The sequence below is a fragment of the Neobacillus solisequens genome, assembly GCF_051233465.1.
In the GTDB taxonomy this organism is placed as follows: Bacteria; Bacillota; Bacilli; order Bacillales; family Cytobacillaceae; genus Neobacillus.
In genome coordinates this window covers 160,820-174,826 of sequence record NZ_JBKFGJ010000004.1, presented here as the reverse complement: position 1 = coordinate 174,826, position 14,007 = coordinate 160,820, and the positions used below count along the sequence as shown (strand labels likewise).

Annotated in this window: 16 protein-coding genes and 1 other annotated feature; all 16 genes read right to left on the bottom strand. The window is 37.8% G+C overall.

The features are described 5' to 3' along the window. Positions 1-84 precede the first annotated feature (84 nt). Positions 85-1,398: a solute carrier family 23 protein gene (locus ACI3K6_RS06670; RefSeq protein ID WP_435554197.1), complete on the bottom strand. Its 1,314-nt coding sequence runs from the start codon at positions 1,396-1,398 to the stop codon at positions 85-87. A 151-nt stretch (positions 1,399-1,549) separates the two neighbouring features. Further along, positions 1,550-2,092, bottom strand: coding sequence for a bifunctional pyr operon transcriptional regulator/uracil phosphoribosyltransferase PyrR (pyrR, locus tag ACI3K6_RS06665; protein ID WP_335475431.1), 543 nt, complete (start codon positions 2,090-2,092; stop codon positions 1,550-1,552). A gap of 180 nt (positions 2,093-2,272) precedes the next feature. Then, the gene (locus ACI3K6_RS06660; protein ID WP_335475433.1) at positions 2,273-3,184 is read right to left on the bottom strand and encodes an RluA family pseudouridine synthase; all 912 of its coding nucleotides are present in this window, start codon (positions 3,182-3,184) and stop codon (positions 2,273-2,275) included. Next, positions 3,156-3,647, bottom strand: coding sequence for a signal peptidase II (gene lspA, locus ACI3K6_RS06655; RefSeq protein ID WP_335475435.1), 492 nt, complete (start codon positions 3,645-3,647; stop codon positions 3,156-3,158). The genes ACI3K6_RS06660 and lspA overlap by 29 nt, the downstream gene beginning before the upstream one ends. 83 nt (positions 3,648-3,730) lie before the next feature. Continuing rightward, positions 3,731-4,024 carry a hypothetical protein gene (locus ACI3K6_RS06650; protein WP_435554196.1) on the bottom strand — a complete coding sequence of 98 codons (294 nt, stop codon included), beginning with the start codon at positions 4,022-4,024 and terminating at the stop codon, positions 3,731-3,733. A 129-nt stretch (positions 4,025-4,153) separates the two neighbouring features. After that, the gene (ileS, locus tag ACI3K6_RS06645) at positions 4,154-6,925 is read right to left on the bottom strand and encodes an isoleucine--tRNA ligase (RefSeq protein WP_435554195.1); all 2,772 of its coding nucleotides are present in this window, start codon (positions 6,923-6,925) and stop codon (positions 4,154-4,156) included. A gap of 73 nt (positions 6,926-6,998) precedes the next feature. Beyond that, positions 6,999-7,241 (bottom strand) — a binding site (T-box leader). A 54-nt stretch (positions 7,242-7,295) separates the two neighbouring features. Continuing rightward, the gene (locus ACI3K6_RS06640; protein WP_335475441.1) at positions 7,296-7,811 is read right to left on the bottom strand and encodes a DivIVA domain-containing protein; all 516 of its coding nucleotides are present in this window, start codon (positions 7,809-7,811) and stop codon (positions 7,296-7,298) included. Positions 7,812-7,893: 82 nt separating this feature from the next. After that, on the bottom strand, positions 7,894-8,667 hold the full coding sequence (locus ACI3K6_RS06635; protein ID WP_435554194.1) for a YlmH family RNA-binding protein: 774 nt from the start codon (positions 8,665-8,667) through the stop codon (positions 7,894-7,896). An 18-nt stretch (positions 8,668-8,685) separates the two neighbouring features. Next, positions 8,686-8,946 (bottom strand): YggT family protein, encoded by a 261-nt coding sequence (locus ACI3K6_RS06630; protein WP_335475445.1) that lies wholly within the window; start codon positions 8,944-8,946, stop codon positions 8,686-8,688. A gap of 4 nt (positions 8,947-8,950) precedes the next feature. After that, positions 8,951-9,391 (bottom strand): cell division protein SepF, encoded by a 441-nt coding sequence (locus tag ACI3K6_RS06625; RefSeq protein WP_435554193.1) that lies wholly within the window; start codon positions 9,389-9,391, stop codon positions 8,951-8,953. 11 nt (positions 9,392-9,402) lie between these two features. Beyond that, a complete protein-coding gene (locus tag ACI3K6_RS06620) occupies positions 9,403-10,080 on the bottom strand; it encodes a YggS family pyridoxal phosphate-dependent enzyme (RefSeq protein WP_435554257.1) in 678 nt (225 codons plus the stop codon). Between the two features lie 8 nt (positions 10,081-10,088). Next, on the bottom strand, positions 10,089-10,907 hold the full coding sequence (gene pgeF / locus ACI3K6_RS06615) for a peptidoglycan editing factor PgeF (RefSeq protein ID WP_435554192.1): 819 nt from the start codon (positions 10,905-10,907) through the stop codon (positions 10,089-10,091). Positions 10,908-10,984: 77 nt separating this feature from the next. Further along, entirely contained in the window at positions 10,985-11,248 is a 264-nt protein-coding gene (locus ACI3K6_RS06610) for a YlmC/YmxH family sporulation protein (protein ID WP_435554191.1), read from the bottom strand. Between the two features lie 88 nt (positions 11,249-11,336). Continuing rightward, a complete protein-coding gene (gene sigG / locus ACI3K6_RS06605) occupies positions 11,337-12,116 on the bottom strand; it encodes an RNA polymerase sporulation sigma factor SigG (RefSeq protein ID WP_335475456.1) in 780 nt (259 codons plus the stop codon). A gap of 166 nt (positions 12,117-12,282) precedes the next feature. Beyond that, on the bottom strand, positions 12,283-13,002 hold the full coding sequence (gene sigE / locus ACI3K6_RS06600; protein WP_335475458.1) for an RNA polymerase sporulation sigma factor SigE: 720 nt from the start codon (positions 13,000-13,002) through the stop codon (positions 12,283-12,285). A gap of 44 nt (positions 13,003-13,046) precedes the next feature. Then, positions 13,047-13,985 carry a sigma-E processing peptidase SpoIIGA gene (spoIIGA, locus tag ACI3K6_RS06595; RefSeq protein WP_435554190.1) on the bottom strand — a complete coding sequence of 313 codons (939 nt, stop codon included), beginning with the start codon at positions 13,983-13,985 and terminating at the stop codon, positions 13,047-13,049. Positions 13,986-14,007 lie beyond the last annotated feature (22 nt).

Genomic DNA, 14,007 nt, shown 5'->3' with positions numbered 1-14,007 from the left:
AAATCGGCTTTTTTCGTGTTGCAAAAAACCCGATTCCTACACCCTTATAAGCCTCTCTGGACTTCATTTAAAAGGTAAATATATTTAGGCTGTTTTTTTATTATTATCTGTTGTTTTTGTTTCAAACATATCATCACCCGCCAGCTGTCTGCCAGGAAGAATCAAATTAAGTACTACTCCAAAGATGGCTGCTAAAGCCATTCCTTGAATTTGAATGTCTTTAAATGGTAGTTTTAGAATCGCTCCACCTAACCCAATGATCAGTATGACAGAGGAAATGACCAGATTTCTTTTATCCTCAAAGTCGATCTTACTATCTACTAACATTCTTAAACCAGAAGAGGCAATAATTCCGAACAGTAAGATGGAAACTCCGCCCATCACTGGAGTAGGGATTGTGTGAATTAGAGCTGTTATCTTTCCAATAAATCCGAAGAAAATCGCAAATACTGCGGCTCCTGCCAGTACGTAAACACTATATACTCTGGTAATTGCCAGTACACCTATATTTTCGCCATAAGTTGTTTTTGGCGGTCCCCCTACCAAGGCAGAGATTAGGGTCGCTGTTCCATCACCAAGGATTGAACGATGTAAACCAGGCTCTTTAATATAATCGCGGCCTACTACTTTACTTAGAATTAACTGGTGACCGATATGTTCTGACAAAGTAACTACTGCAACTGGTACCATTAACCAGAAGATATTCCAAGTGAAATTTACTTTATAGCTTATGAACGGAAAGATGAAATTCGGCATTTCAAACCAGTGTGCTTTTAGTACAGGTTCAAAATCGACGATTCCCACAATTAACGCGTAAATGTATCCAACTACTATTCCTGCTAAGATCGGTATAATGCTCAGTATTTTTTTAGCAAAAATGGAGAAGATGATTGTGGCGGCCAAGGTGACTAAGGCAACCGAGAAATGAAGCATACTATATTTTCCAGATGGATTATTCATTGCCATTCCTACAGCAGTTTGCGCTACAGATAAACCTATGACCACGATGATTGGACCCACTACGACTGGCGGAAGTAAATTCATGATCCAACGGTAACCTGCTTTACTGATGATCAAGGCAACAATTCCATAAACGAGACCCGCTAAAAAAGTCCCTAACATCGCTGCGCCCGGACCTCCTGCAGCCTTAGCTGCAATTACTGGAGATATGAAGGCAAAGGATGATCCCAGATATGCTGGAACTTGGAATTTGGTTATTATTAAGAATGCCAATGTTCCAAGGCCACTGGAAATCAGTGCAATAGCAGGATCTAATCCGACTAAATATGGAACCAAAATGGTAGCACCAAACATGGCGAATAAATGTTGGATGCTCAGTGTAATCCATTGGGCTGGTTTTGGTACTTCATTTATATCTAGAATTGGTTTATTGTTCATTTCATTTTGCTCCTTTATAGATATTTTTTTCTATTTCCTAAAAAAAATCCCTCTTTACCTGTGGATGCAAAGAGGGTATGGAAATCCCATTATTGTAATGGGCATTTTCCCCTTCGCTGCCTCACAGGACTGCATTTAAAAGGGTATCTATTTAGTTGTCATATATACTTACTTGATCTAAGCTATCTACTTCTTTTAGTTTTACTACCACTTTTTCACTGCTGGAAGTCGGTATATTTTTTCCGACATAATCCGCTCTAATTGGCAATTCACGATGGCCTCGATCAACCAGTACAGCCAGTTGAATGGATGAAGGTCGTCCTATATCGATTAGCGCATCAAGCCCTGCCCTGACGGTTCTTCCTGTATATAATACATCGTCAACCAGTATAACTTTTTTATTACTAATATCAAACGGAATGTCTGATCCTTTAACAATTGGTTCTTGGGTTTCTGTTTTGATCGTTAGGTCATCTCGATATAAGGTGATATCCAATTCTCCCACTCTTATAGGATTTCCTTCAATTTGTTCAATCTTATCGGCAAGTCGCTTTGCCAAGTAAATTCCTCTGGTACGAATACCAATGAGAACACATTCCTCTATACCCTTGTTTTTTTCGATGATTTGGTGGGCAATTCTGGTCAGAGCTCGACTTACCGCCTGTTCATCAAGGACTAGAGCTTTTTGGCTCATCTCTTCACCTACTTTTTATGTAATAAAAAAGCCTCTCATCCTTTGATGGCGAGAGGCACAGAATTTATGTCACATTTGAACATGAATCACTCATGTTCGAATCCGTTCCTTCTCAGCCTCACAGGACTGATTTAAAGGCTTATTAAACTATAGTTAGTGTACTTTAATACTTCCTGGTTGTCAACGATTATTTCTTAAAATGTCCAGTAATTCGTCAAATTCTTTAGGGAGCGGAGCTTCAAATTCGATATACTCCTTGGTCCTAGGATGAACAAAACCCAGTACTCCTGCATGCAATGCCTGCCCGTTAAGATCAAGGGTTTTTCTTGGTCCATATTTCGGATCCCCTGCCAATGGATAACCAATATATTTCATATGAACGCGAATTTGATGAGTTCTACCTGTTTCTAACTGGCATTCAATAAACGAAAAGTCTTTAAAACGTTCAAGCAGATGAAAATGGGTGACTGCATGTTTGCCATTATCCACGACCGTCATACTCTGACGATCCTTAGGGTCCCTTCCGAGAGGTGCATCGATTGTTCCATATTCGTGAGGAATTTCTCCATGAACAATGGCTTTATATTTTCGAGTAACTGTTTTTTCAACTAGTTGATTTACAAGACTTTCATGAGCCATATCATTTTTGGCTACCATTAATAAACCAGATGTGTCTTTATCAATTCGATGGACGATACCAGGTCTTAAAACCCCATTTATTCCAGATAGATCTTTACAATGGGCCATTAATCCATTCACTAATGTACCTGTCAAATGCCCAGGAGCTGGATGAACGACCATCCCTTTCGGCTTATTGACTACAAGTACATCTTTATCTTCAAAATAAATATCTAAATCCATTTCCTCCGGGATCACATCCAGATCTTCCGGATCGGGAATAGTGATGTCAATCTGATCCTGAGGACTGCATTTATAATTAGTTTTGATCGTTTTACCATTAACCAGTATATGTCCATCTTTAATCCACTGCTGGACTTGTGTTCTTGACCATTCTGGATTTAAACCGGATAGGACCTTATCAATACGGTCACCCTTTTGTTCTTCAAGAATGGTGTGTTCCATTTTCTCCATATGTTTTCTCCTTTGAACCTCTCTCTTCTAGAAACATTTGAATCATGAGTAAAATTACTCCTATTACGAGTGCGGAGTCGGCAATATTGAAGACCGGAAAATTGTAACCAAAGATATAAGTATGAATAAAATCCACAACTTCTTTCCGAATTACGCGGTCAATGAAGTTCCCGATTGCGCCACCTAGCATAAAAGCCAATGAAACGCCCAACAGCCTTTTTCCTTTTGCAGCTTTTTGAATATAATACGTGATAGCAAAAATAACAACAATGGTAATGACGTAAAAAAGCCACATTTGACCTTGAAGAATCCCCCATGCTGCCCCACGATTCCGGTGAGAGGTAATATATAACACATTATCAATGATTGGAATGCTTTCACCTAAATACATATTGTGCTCAATTAACCATTTCGTAAATTGATCCAAAACAATAACAAAAACTGCGATTAAGTAATAAAACACTAAGAAATACCTCCACACTCTGCTTTATACACACTTCTTAAGCATTTTAGCATACTTGATCGCACCACGACAATGAAACATCCTTAATATAGTGTTGAAATTGGTTTTTTAAAGAATTCTCCCAAGCTTTTGGCATCATGTACTGATTTTAAGGTTGGGATCATTTTTAAAAGTTCATCAGGAATTAATTCACCTGATATTTCACATTGACCAAACTTGCCTTGTTGTATTTTTTGGAGAGCTTCTGATATGTCATTTAGCTCCTCTGTTAGAATTTCTGTTAACCAATCTTGATTTTGTTTTGCTGATAATGATTGTTCAATTTCCCATTTTGTTTGACGGAGTTCCAAAAACAGCTTTTCCTGCATCGCATTCATAGTGTTGATACCTCCGTTTACTTATTTGTTTTATTATTACCCGGAGAGATGACTTGACACAGGAAAACATTTGACATCAGGAACAACTATTGGTAAAAAAATAGCCCCGTCAGAGACGGAGCTAATCATTTATGCCAGGTGTGAATAATTCTCCTTCACTACACTTGCACAGCGAGAGCATAATGTTGGATGGTCATGATCACTGCCTACTTCAGGTGTGACAATCCAGCAGCGTTCACATGTTTCTCCCTCTGCTTTTGTAATAAGGATTGCTGCTGTTTCCAATTTAAGGGCCTGTTCTGGCGCTTGTTCATAGGAACCAGCTACTTCAAAGCCTGAGACAATGAATAATTGCTTTAGATTTTCTTGAATTGAATCTAATAAGGCTTTTGTTTGATCATTTACATACAAAGTAACTTTTGCTGTTAGAGATTTACCAATTACTTTTGCATTACGTGCTTCTTCAAGCGCCTTTAATACATCATCACGTAATTTCATAAATGACGTCCACTTATCTTCTAACGCCTTAGCATTAGGAAGCTCTTGATATTCGGGAAGGTCCGTTAATTGTACACTTTCCCCTGTTACATTAGGAATGAATTTCCATACTTCATCTGCCGTATGAGAAAGAATCGGTGAAACCAATTTAGTCAAGGCTAAAAGTGAATCATACAAAACAGTTTGGATTGCTCGGCGCTCTGAATTATTTACTGCTTCAATATAAAGAACGTCTTTTGCAAAATCAAGATAGAAAGCACTTAGATCTAATGTACAGAAATTATTTACTAAATGGTAAATAGCAGCAAACTCGTAATTTTCATACGCATCACGAACATTTTTAATTAGGTTATTTAATTTTACCAACATAAATTGATCGACTTCACGTAAGTTTTCGTAAACTACCTTATCTGCTGATGGATCAAAATCGGCAAGGTTTCCAAGTAGGAAACGGAAAGTGTTGCGAATTTTACGATATACTTCGGCAACCTGTTTTAGAATTGCATCGGAGACACGTACATCCGCCTGATAATCAACGGAAGCAACCCATAGACGTAAAATATCTGCCCCCAACTGATTCATCACTTTTGCTGGAACAACAGTGTTACCAAGTGACTTACTCATCTTTCTACCTTCACCATCAAGTGCGAAACCGTGGCTTAGCACACCTTTATATGGGGCTTTTCCTGTTACTGCCACACCCGTTGACAAGGATGAGTTAAACCAACCACGATATTGGTCAGAACCTTCAAGATAGAGATCGGCAGGGCGAACTAAATCTTCTCTTTCGACCAGTACAGCTTGATGAGAAGAGCCTGAATCAAACCATACATCCATGATATCTGTTTCTTTTGTAAAAATGCCATTTGGACTTCCAGGATGCGTGAAACCTTCAGGAAGTAATTCCTTCACATCCCTCTCAAACCAAATATTTGAACCATGTTGACGGAATAATTCAGAAACATGGTTAATGGTTTCATCAGTAATGATTTCCTGACCATTTTCCGCATAAAATACCGGAATCGGAACACCCCATACACGTTGACGAGAAATACACCAGTCGCCACGGTCACGTACCATATTAAATAGACGAGTTTCACCCCAAGCAGGAACCCATTTTGTTTCTTTGATTGCTTCAAGGAGTTCATTTCTAAAGTCCTTAATAGAAGCAAACCATTGTGCAGTTGCCCGGAAAATGACTGGTTTTTTTGTACGCCAATCGTGTGGGTAGGAGTGGGTGATAAATGACAGCTTTAATAATGCACCCGCTGCTTCTAATGCTTGTGAAATTGGTTTGTTTGCCTCATCATAAAATAATCCTGCAAATCCCTCTGCCTCACTAGTCATATACCCTTTATCGTCAACAGGGCATAACACATCAAGACCATATTTCTGGCCAATTAAAAAGTCGTCTTCCCCATGTCCCGGGGCTGTATGCACACAGCCAGTACCTGCATCAGTGGTAACATGCTCACCCAACATGACTAATGAATCACGATTATACAGTGGATGTAGGGCTACAATATTCTCTAGGTCAGAACCTTTAACTTTTTGAACAACAGTGGCCTCTTCCCAACCAATTTCCTTAGTAACGGCTTCTAATAGGCTTTCAGCAACAACGTATTTGTGCCCATTTGTGGAAACCACTACATAGGTGAGATCAGGATGAACCGAGATACCCAAATTGGCAGGAATGGTCCAAGGTGTTGTCGTCCAAATAACAATCTCGGTATCATGGTCAAGAACACCTTTTCCATCCTTGACCTTAAATGCAACATAAATGGATGGTGAACGTTTGTCATTATATTCAATTTCAGCCTCTGCAAGGGCTGATTCACTTGATGGAGACCAGTAAACCGGCTTTTTGCCCTTGTAAATATAGCCCTTTTTAGCCATTTCTCCAAATACTTTTATTTGCTGTGCCTCATACTCAGGTTTTAATGTGATATAAGGATTCTCCCAATCACCTCGAACACCTAGGCGTTTAAACTGACTCCTCTGGTTATCAATTTGTTCAAGTGCATATTCTGTACATAATTTACGGAATTCAGCAACCGTCATTTCTTTGCGCTTTACTCCTTTATTTGTCAGTGCCTGTTCAATTGGAAGACCATGTGTATCCCAACCCGGAACATATGGAGCATGATAACCGCTCATGGATTTATAACGTACGATAAAGTCTTTTAAAATTTTATTAAGGGCATGCCCCATATGAATATCACCATTTGCATATGGAGGTCCATCATGTAGGATGAACATCGGACGGCCTTTTGTCCGCTCCTGCACTTTTTGATAAATATTCATTTCCTCCCATTTGGCCTGAATATCTGGCTCTCTTTGTGGAAGGTTTCCACGCATAGGAAAATCAGTTTGCATCATTAATAACGTATCTTTATATTCCATTTTTCTTCCTCCAATTACCTTTCTATAAAACAGAATGACCAAAAAACTCAATAAAAAAACCCTCTCATCCCTAAATAGGGACGAGAAGGTTTGATTCCCGCGGTACCACCCTGATAGATGGAATTATTAAATTCCATCCTCTTACGATTCGTAACGTGAATAATACGCTAAGGTCTACTCTCGATTAAAAAGGATTTCGACCTGAGAACTCAAGGGTGATTTTCCAATTTTTAAAGCCATGTCAGGCTTTCACTATCCCCGACTCGCTATTATAGCCTTTTGACAAAAATTGTACTGTCCCTGTCATCGTCAATTCTATTTTATTCGTAATAATCTGTTAAAAAATTATATGCTATCTAAATACGATTCGTCAAGCTAATGAATCTTCTTCTTCATGTAATTTTAATTCAGTAGCATCTACTTCATATTCTAATAAATGATCCCAATCATCTGTATTCAACATATCAAGCTGGGCCTCGACCAGCATTTTGAAGCGTGTACGGAAAATTTTTGATTGTTTCTTTAAATCCTCAATTTCCAAAGCAATTTTTCTAGCTTTCGACAAGGATTCATTTACAATTCGATCAGCATTTTTTTCTGCTTCTTTTATTATTAATTTTGCTTCTTTCTGAGCATTCCGTTTCACTTCTTCAGCGGCTTCTTGAGCAATGACGATGGATTTATTAAGGGTTTCTTCAATATTGTTGAAATGGCTTAAACGAGATTGCATATCATTCAAGCGTTCTTCTAAATCCTTCTTCTCTCTGAGAATTAATTCATAATCCTTGATAACCTGATCAAGAAATTCATTTACTTCATCCTCATCATACCCTCGAAACCCTTTATTAAATTCTTTATTATGAATATCTAACGGCGTTAACGGCATGCTGCCACCTCCATACAACTTGTGCTACATTATGTACTTAGTACAATTCGACAATATTTCTAAAAATCCTGCAAAAAATGAATTATTTTTGTATACCAATCTTAATTCGCCATTTATCCTTTTTAGTTTTCCCTTCTAAATTCAATATTTTTACTCTGCCAAACCCCCGTACCGAAACCATATCTCCTTCATCGCATAAAAAGGAAGAATTTTCGATAGTAGCCCAGTTTACCTTTACCAGACCTTGCTTAATCAATACAAGGGATTTCTGCCTGGAAATATGATGTATAGCAGAAATAACAGTATCAAGTCTCAATGAAGATACTGTCAGTTCTAGTTCTTCCCATAAATCCAAAACAGAGACAGCAGTCTCAAGCGGAGCCTCAACTAATTTTACACCCGCTTTGCCGATAGATTCAATATTACTTTTAATATATTCACTAACCTCTAACGCAGAAAAAAACTGAATTGTATCGTTCTTTATCAGGATATCACCAAATTTTCCTCTTTTCAGCCCCAATGACATAAGAGTGCCTAACACTTGTGGATGTTCTATTTTGACAAATTTTTTGGGATACTCGATGTTTAACAAAGTAATTTGAAAATCATCTTTAGCAGGTATTAAATAATCCGGATATATGAATGCCCTTTTTCTTTCGACACCCTCACTGCCACCAAAAAAAGAATATTTAACATCACCGGATTCTCCGGTAATCATCTTTACGATATGTTGTTCACGTGGATCAAGAAAATCTGTTAACTTTGCTGAATAATTTTGCTCGACCATAGTCTTCCAATTGATGACTTGATCAATGAATTCCCGCTCTTCAGGGCGAAAATGCTGATATATGTTCATATTGTCTCCTATTGCAGCTTACAGAAAATAATATAAATAATTTAATCCCCGTGTTGCAAAGTTTAACACAAGAAAAGCAACAATTGGTGAGATGTCAATCATACCCAAAGGAGGTATGATTTTTCTAAAAGGCTCTAAATAAGGCTCACAAATCCTCGCCAAAAATCGACCAACCGAAGTATCCCTTGCATTCGGAAACCATGACATTAAGATATATATTATTAATGCCCAAGAATAGATCCCAATGATCTGTTTAATTAAAGCAATCACAAATCCCATTACCTTACCACCTTACATTAGAATGATCCTGATCTGGAAAAAGATCGGAAATATTTCCCGAAACCTCTACATTATCAGGTGTACATAAAAAGATACTTGAGCCAATTTTTTGAATTTCACCATTTATGGCATAGACCACACCACTGATAAAATCGACAATTTGTCTGGCTTGTTCATTATCAATGCGCTGCAGGTTAATCACCACTGCACGACGATTTTTTAAATGATCGGCAATATCAGATGCTTCTGAATAAGTACGTGGTTCCACAAGGATAACTTTAGAATTAGACGTTTTTTGGACGGTTTGCAAACTGACCACATTTTGCGTTTTTACCGGCTGTTTTTTCTGTTTGACCGGTTCAATAGGCTCCTGGTAACTTTCGTTGTGATCATCAAAATCATCTTCCAAAAAGAAAAACGTTTTTAATTTTGATTTAATAGTCATTTTCTTCTCTCCTAACCATCTTCACCAACAAGGGCAGTACCTATTCTTACCATTGTTGCGCCTTCTTCAATCGCCAGCTTATAATCATTGGACATACCCATTGATAATTCAGTGCACGGGGCATGTTCCCACTGAAACTCCTGTAGTTGGTTTCGCAATGTTCTTAGCTTACTAAAGCAGCTGCGGAGGAAATTTTCATCATTAGTTAACGGTGCCATTGTCATTAATCCTGCAACAGAAATATGTTTAAACTGTCGAAGGGATTCAACAAAAGCGATTACTTCTTCTGGAGCTAACCCATGCTTTGATTCTTCTCCAGACACATTCACTTGAACAAGACAATGAATTAGCCCGTTTGCCCGTTTGTCAATTTCCTCGGCTAAAGAAATACGATCTAAGGAATGGATATATTTAACTTTATCAATTATATTCTTTACTTTACGCGTTTGAAGGGTACCAATAAAATGCCAGACAGGCTTGTCCCCTATAACCTTCCACTTTTCCAATAATCCCTCATCGCGATTCTCACCCAGGTTTACAATCCCAGCTTCCAAGGCTTCTTTAGCTCGTTCAGTACTGACATATTTTGTTACAGCGATAATGGATACTTCTTCAGGCTTTCGATTGACCTTCTGGCACGCTTCATTGATTTGCTGTTTAATCATCTCTAAGTTTGCTTTTACTGTCATAACCATTTCTAAGACTCCTTCCAGCCAATAATGCTGACCATTCTTCCCGTTTTACCTTGACCATGACGGTGAGAATAAAATAATTCATGATCGCAGCTTGAACAAAACTTGGTAACCATAATATTTTTTGCAGGCACGCCGGATTTCAATAAGATCAGTTTATTTAATTTGCGCAGGTCTAACGTATACTGACCGGCACTAATTAAATTATATGGTTTTATATCGACATCTTCTAGTATATTTTGAACCAAGTTAATGACATGATTGTCCACAATGTAACATTTTTCGCAAATGGATGGCCCAATTGTGACATAAATTTGCTCAGGGCTTATCCCTTCTTTTCCCCATGCCTCAATCATGCGAGCAGCAATTTGATGAACCGTGCCTTTCCAGCCTGCATGAGCAGTACCAATCATTCCAACCTCCGGTGAAATAAAAAAAAGCGGAACACAATCGGCAAAGCATAAGCTTAGCAACACGCCTTTATCATTTGAATAAAATCCATCCGTTCCCTTAAAGGATTGTTCATAATATCGTGCCCCTTTGCCCCTGTCTAATTTTGTAATTTTCTTAAGGACAATGCCATGAGTTTGTTCTGCGCCGACCCAATTATTTAAAGGGAAATCAAGTAGATTTGCAACCCTTTTTCTATTTTCCTGTACATCTTCTAGCTTATCTCCCACATGAAAGCCAAGATTTAAAGAATCAAACGACCCTTTACTTACTCCGCCATGTTTTGTAGTCATACCGGCCACTAACCCTGGATTTGCCTTTACCCAAGGGTCTAATGAGAGAAAGGACTCATTTTTTAAAATAAAGGGTTCCATTACTATACCTCTTCCAGAGTTTTTCTATAGTTTACCATGAAAAGAAAAAATGGTCACCGCAAATACTTTATGAATCGTTATACGTCTTCAGAAATCCTGTCTTCAAAGCCTTTATAGCGAACCAAAACAACATCTTGGCCGATTTTTATAATATTCTTCCAGGGTATTACTATATCTTCTTCTTTTCCAAAAATACCCAATACCCTACCACTTACGGAAATCACTACGGCCTCAATTCTTCCAGTATTTAAATTGATCTCTATATCACCAATATTTCCTAACCGTTTTCCATCTGCAACATTAACAACATCTTTTATTTGGAATTCTGAAATTTTAATCATCATCACCACTCCCAAAAACATACTTGTAATAAATATATGAATGAAAGCAGTAATTTAGAAAGAAAAAAAGCTGACCGGTTGGACAGCTTTAACTTTGGATATTTTTATTCATTTGTCTAATGGCGGCCTTTTCGAGGCGGGAAACCTGAGCTTGTGAAATACCAATTTCATCAGCAACCTCCATCTGTGTCTTTCCCTGGAAGAATCGTTTTCTTAGAATTAATTTTTCACGCTCATTCAACCGACGCATACCTTCTTTTAAGGCAATTTCTTCAATCCATTGGATATCTTTATTTTTCTCATCGCTTAGTTGATCCATTACATAAATCGGATCACCGCCGTCATTATAAATCGGCTCAAATAAAGACACTGGATCTTGAATAGCATCTAGAGCAAAAACGATTTCTTCATGTGGTACTTCTAACACTTTAGCAATTTCTTCGGCCGTCGGTTCTCTTGAAGTTTCACTCATTAATCGTTCTCTAACCTGAAGTGCTTTATAAGCAATATCCCTTAAAGAACGAGAAACTCGAATCGGATTATTATCACGCAAATACCGTCGGATTTCCCCGATAATCATGGGAACTGCGTATGTGGAAAACTTGACATTTTGACCTAAGTCAAAGTTATCAATCGATTTCATAAGTCCGATACAGCCAACCTGAAATAAGTCATCAACAAACTCGCCACGGTTATTAAACCGTTGGATTACACTTAGAACAAGTCGTAAATTGCCATTCACCAGCTTCTCCCTGGCGGATAAATCACCTTCTTGCATTTGCTTGAAGAGTATTCGCATTTCTTCATTCTTTAGTACAGGAAGTTTTGATGTGTCTACACCGCAGATTTCAACTTTATTTCGAGTCAATTCTTTTCCCTCCTCACAGGGGTTGCTGTACAAAAAACAGTATCTCCTTGAGAAGGAAAAATATGCACCTCTCCAACTTGATGAAAATGGTGAGCTATACCAAAAAATCCAATTGAATCAAGAGATTTTCACCATTTTACGCTTGGAAAATTTTTTCTAGAAATCTTTACACCATTTTATTAAATTCCTTTCGCAGTCGTTTGATAATTCGCTTTTCTAACCTCGAAATATAGGATTGAGAGATCCCAAGCATGTCTGCAACATCCTTCTGTGTCTTCTCTTCCCCATTTGTTAGGCCGAATCTAAGTTCCATTATTTGTTTTTCACGATCAGAAAGTTGATGCAGCGCTTTTATCAATAATTTGCGATCCACATTCGCTTCCAAGTCCTTCGTAATGATATCATCATCTGTTCCTAATACATCGGATAACAGCAGTTCATTGCCATCCCAATCAATGTTCAGTGGTTCATCAAAGGATACTTCCGATCTAATTTTATTATTTCTACGCAAATACATCAGAATCTCATTTTCAATACATCTTGACGCATATGTAGCCAGCTTAATCTTCTTTTCAGGATTAAATGTATTTACGGCTTTAATTAAGCCAATGGTTCCAATACTGATAAGGTCCTCGATATTGATACCGGTGTTTTCAAACTTTCTTGCGATATAAACGACTAGGCGTAGGTTTCTTTCGATCAAAATGGACCTGGCAGCCTTGTCTCCTCCCGGAAGCTTTTTTAATAGAATCTCTTCCTCATCTTTACTTAGAGGAGGCGGCAGTGCTTCGCTTCCGCCAATATAATAAACTTCATCTGTTTTAAGACCTAATTTTATTAATAATTTATACCAATAATAGGATAAGCGAAGTCTCCATTTTTTCATCTGTTTTCCTCCTTCTAAAAAATTGTTTTACAGAGTATAGTATATTAACTTACCTTAACTGTTTCTCCAGTTTGTTTCGTTCCGGTCAGCATCTTTGGATGGACAATACATTCAAAGGAATCATCTGAAGAAAGCTGTTGGTTGGTGAATGTCACCAAGCCTTTATCACAAAAATATTTCACCCTATCCTGTTCGATCATGATCATGTCAGGTTTAATTGCCAATACGAACTGATGCTCTTGTCCAACCACTTTGTAAGGAACGATTCTTAAGCGTGGCTGCCAGTCAATGGGTAGTTCATCATGATTAATCATCAACGGGTCTGTGATGGTTGCTAACTTTCTTATTGGTTCGGGGATGCATTCAAGTTGATTTTTTATTGATACAAACATGACAGGAAGCTTTGAAATTGGATCATACAGTTGATTTCCACTGTCTACTAATCCACTAAAATGTAAGGATTCACCACTGAGTTTTATCGTAACGCGAACAATCTTTTCGTATTGAATTTTTGTCATTTCCATATTTTCAATGTTTTTACTTGCATAATGCCATGCGACAGGAAAGCCAATCATTACGAATAACCAGCTTACAGGGTCACCTAAGCCCATTACACTGGACTTTAAAACTTCTGCCGTCAGGGTTGGATCGTACTGGATAAAGTAATGAACACCCATCAATGCACCACCAATTAGGAACGTTGCCAAGTAAAAGGTCATTAAAGCCTTTATAAAAAATGACAGCCGTTTATAACCAAAGACGATGTAAACCATTACTAGGGAAAATAACAGTTTTGAAATTGGATGACCAGAATAGACATTTATCGGTGTAAATGATAATAAAATAATCAATGAACCAATAAAGCCACCTGCTAACAGCCTCAAAAAGTTAATTTTTCTTTTAAGGATGATTGCTGTTAAATAGAGGAGAAGACTATCAAATAACAAATTTAATGCCCAAATAACATCTAAATAAACAACCAACAAGCCTCCCCCTTTGTTAGAT

Bases quoted from the DNA above. Each gene is read 5' to 3' on its own strand.
- ACI3K6_RS06670 (WP_435554197.1), bottom strand. From the start codon at position 1,398: ATGAACAATAAACCAATTCTAGATATAAATGAAGTACCAAAACCAGCC.
- pyrR (WP_335475431.1), bottom strand. From the start codon at position 2,092: ATGAGCCAAAAAGCTCTAGTCCTTGATGAACAGGCGGTAAGTCGAGCT.
- ACI3K6_RS06660 (WP_335475433.1), bottom strand. From the start codon at position 3,184: ATGGAGAAAATGGAACACACCATTCTTGAAGAACAAAAGGGTGACCGT.
- ACI3K6_RS06650 (WP_435554196.1), bottom strand. From the start codon at position 4,024: ATGAATGCGATGCAGGAAAAGCTGTTTTTGGAACTCCGTCAAACAAAA.
- ileS (WP_435554195.1), bottom strand. From the start codon at position 6,925: ATGGAATATAAAGATACGTTATTAATGATGCAAACTGATTTTCCTATG.
- ACI3K6_RS06640 (WP_335475441.1), bottom strand. From the start codon at position 7,811: ATGCCGTTAACGCCGTTAGATATTCATAATAAAGAATTTAATAAAGGG.
- ACI3K6_RS06635 (WP_435554194.1), bottom strand. From the start codon at position 8,667: ATGAACATATATCAGCATTTTCGCCCTGAAGAGCGGGAATTCATTGAT.
- ACI3K6_RS06630 (WP_335475445.1), bottom strand. From the start codon at position 8,946: ATGGGATTTGTGATTGCTTTAATTAAACAGATCATTGGGATCTATTCT.
- ACI3K6_RS06625 (WP_435554193.1), bottom strand. From the start codon at position 9,391: ATGACTATTAAATCAAAATTAAAAACGTTTTTCTTTTTGGAAGATGAT.
- ACI3K6_RS06620 (WP_435554257.1), bottom strand. From the start codon at position 10,080: ATGACAGTAAAAGCAAACTTAGAGATGATTAAACAGCAAATCAATGAA.
- pgeF (WP_435554192.1), bottom strand. From the start codon at position 10,907: ATGGAACCCTTTATTTTAAAAAATGAGTCCTTTCTCTCATTAGACCCT.
- ACI3K6_RS06610 (WP_435554191.1), bottom strand. From the start codon at position 11,248: ATGATTAAAATTTCAGAATTCCAAATAAAAGATGTTGTTAATGTTGCA.
- sigE (WP_335475458.1), bottom strand. From the start codon at position 13,002: ATGAAAAAATGGAGACTTCGCTTATCCTATTATTGGTATAAATTATTA.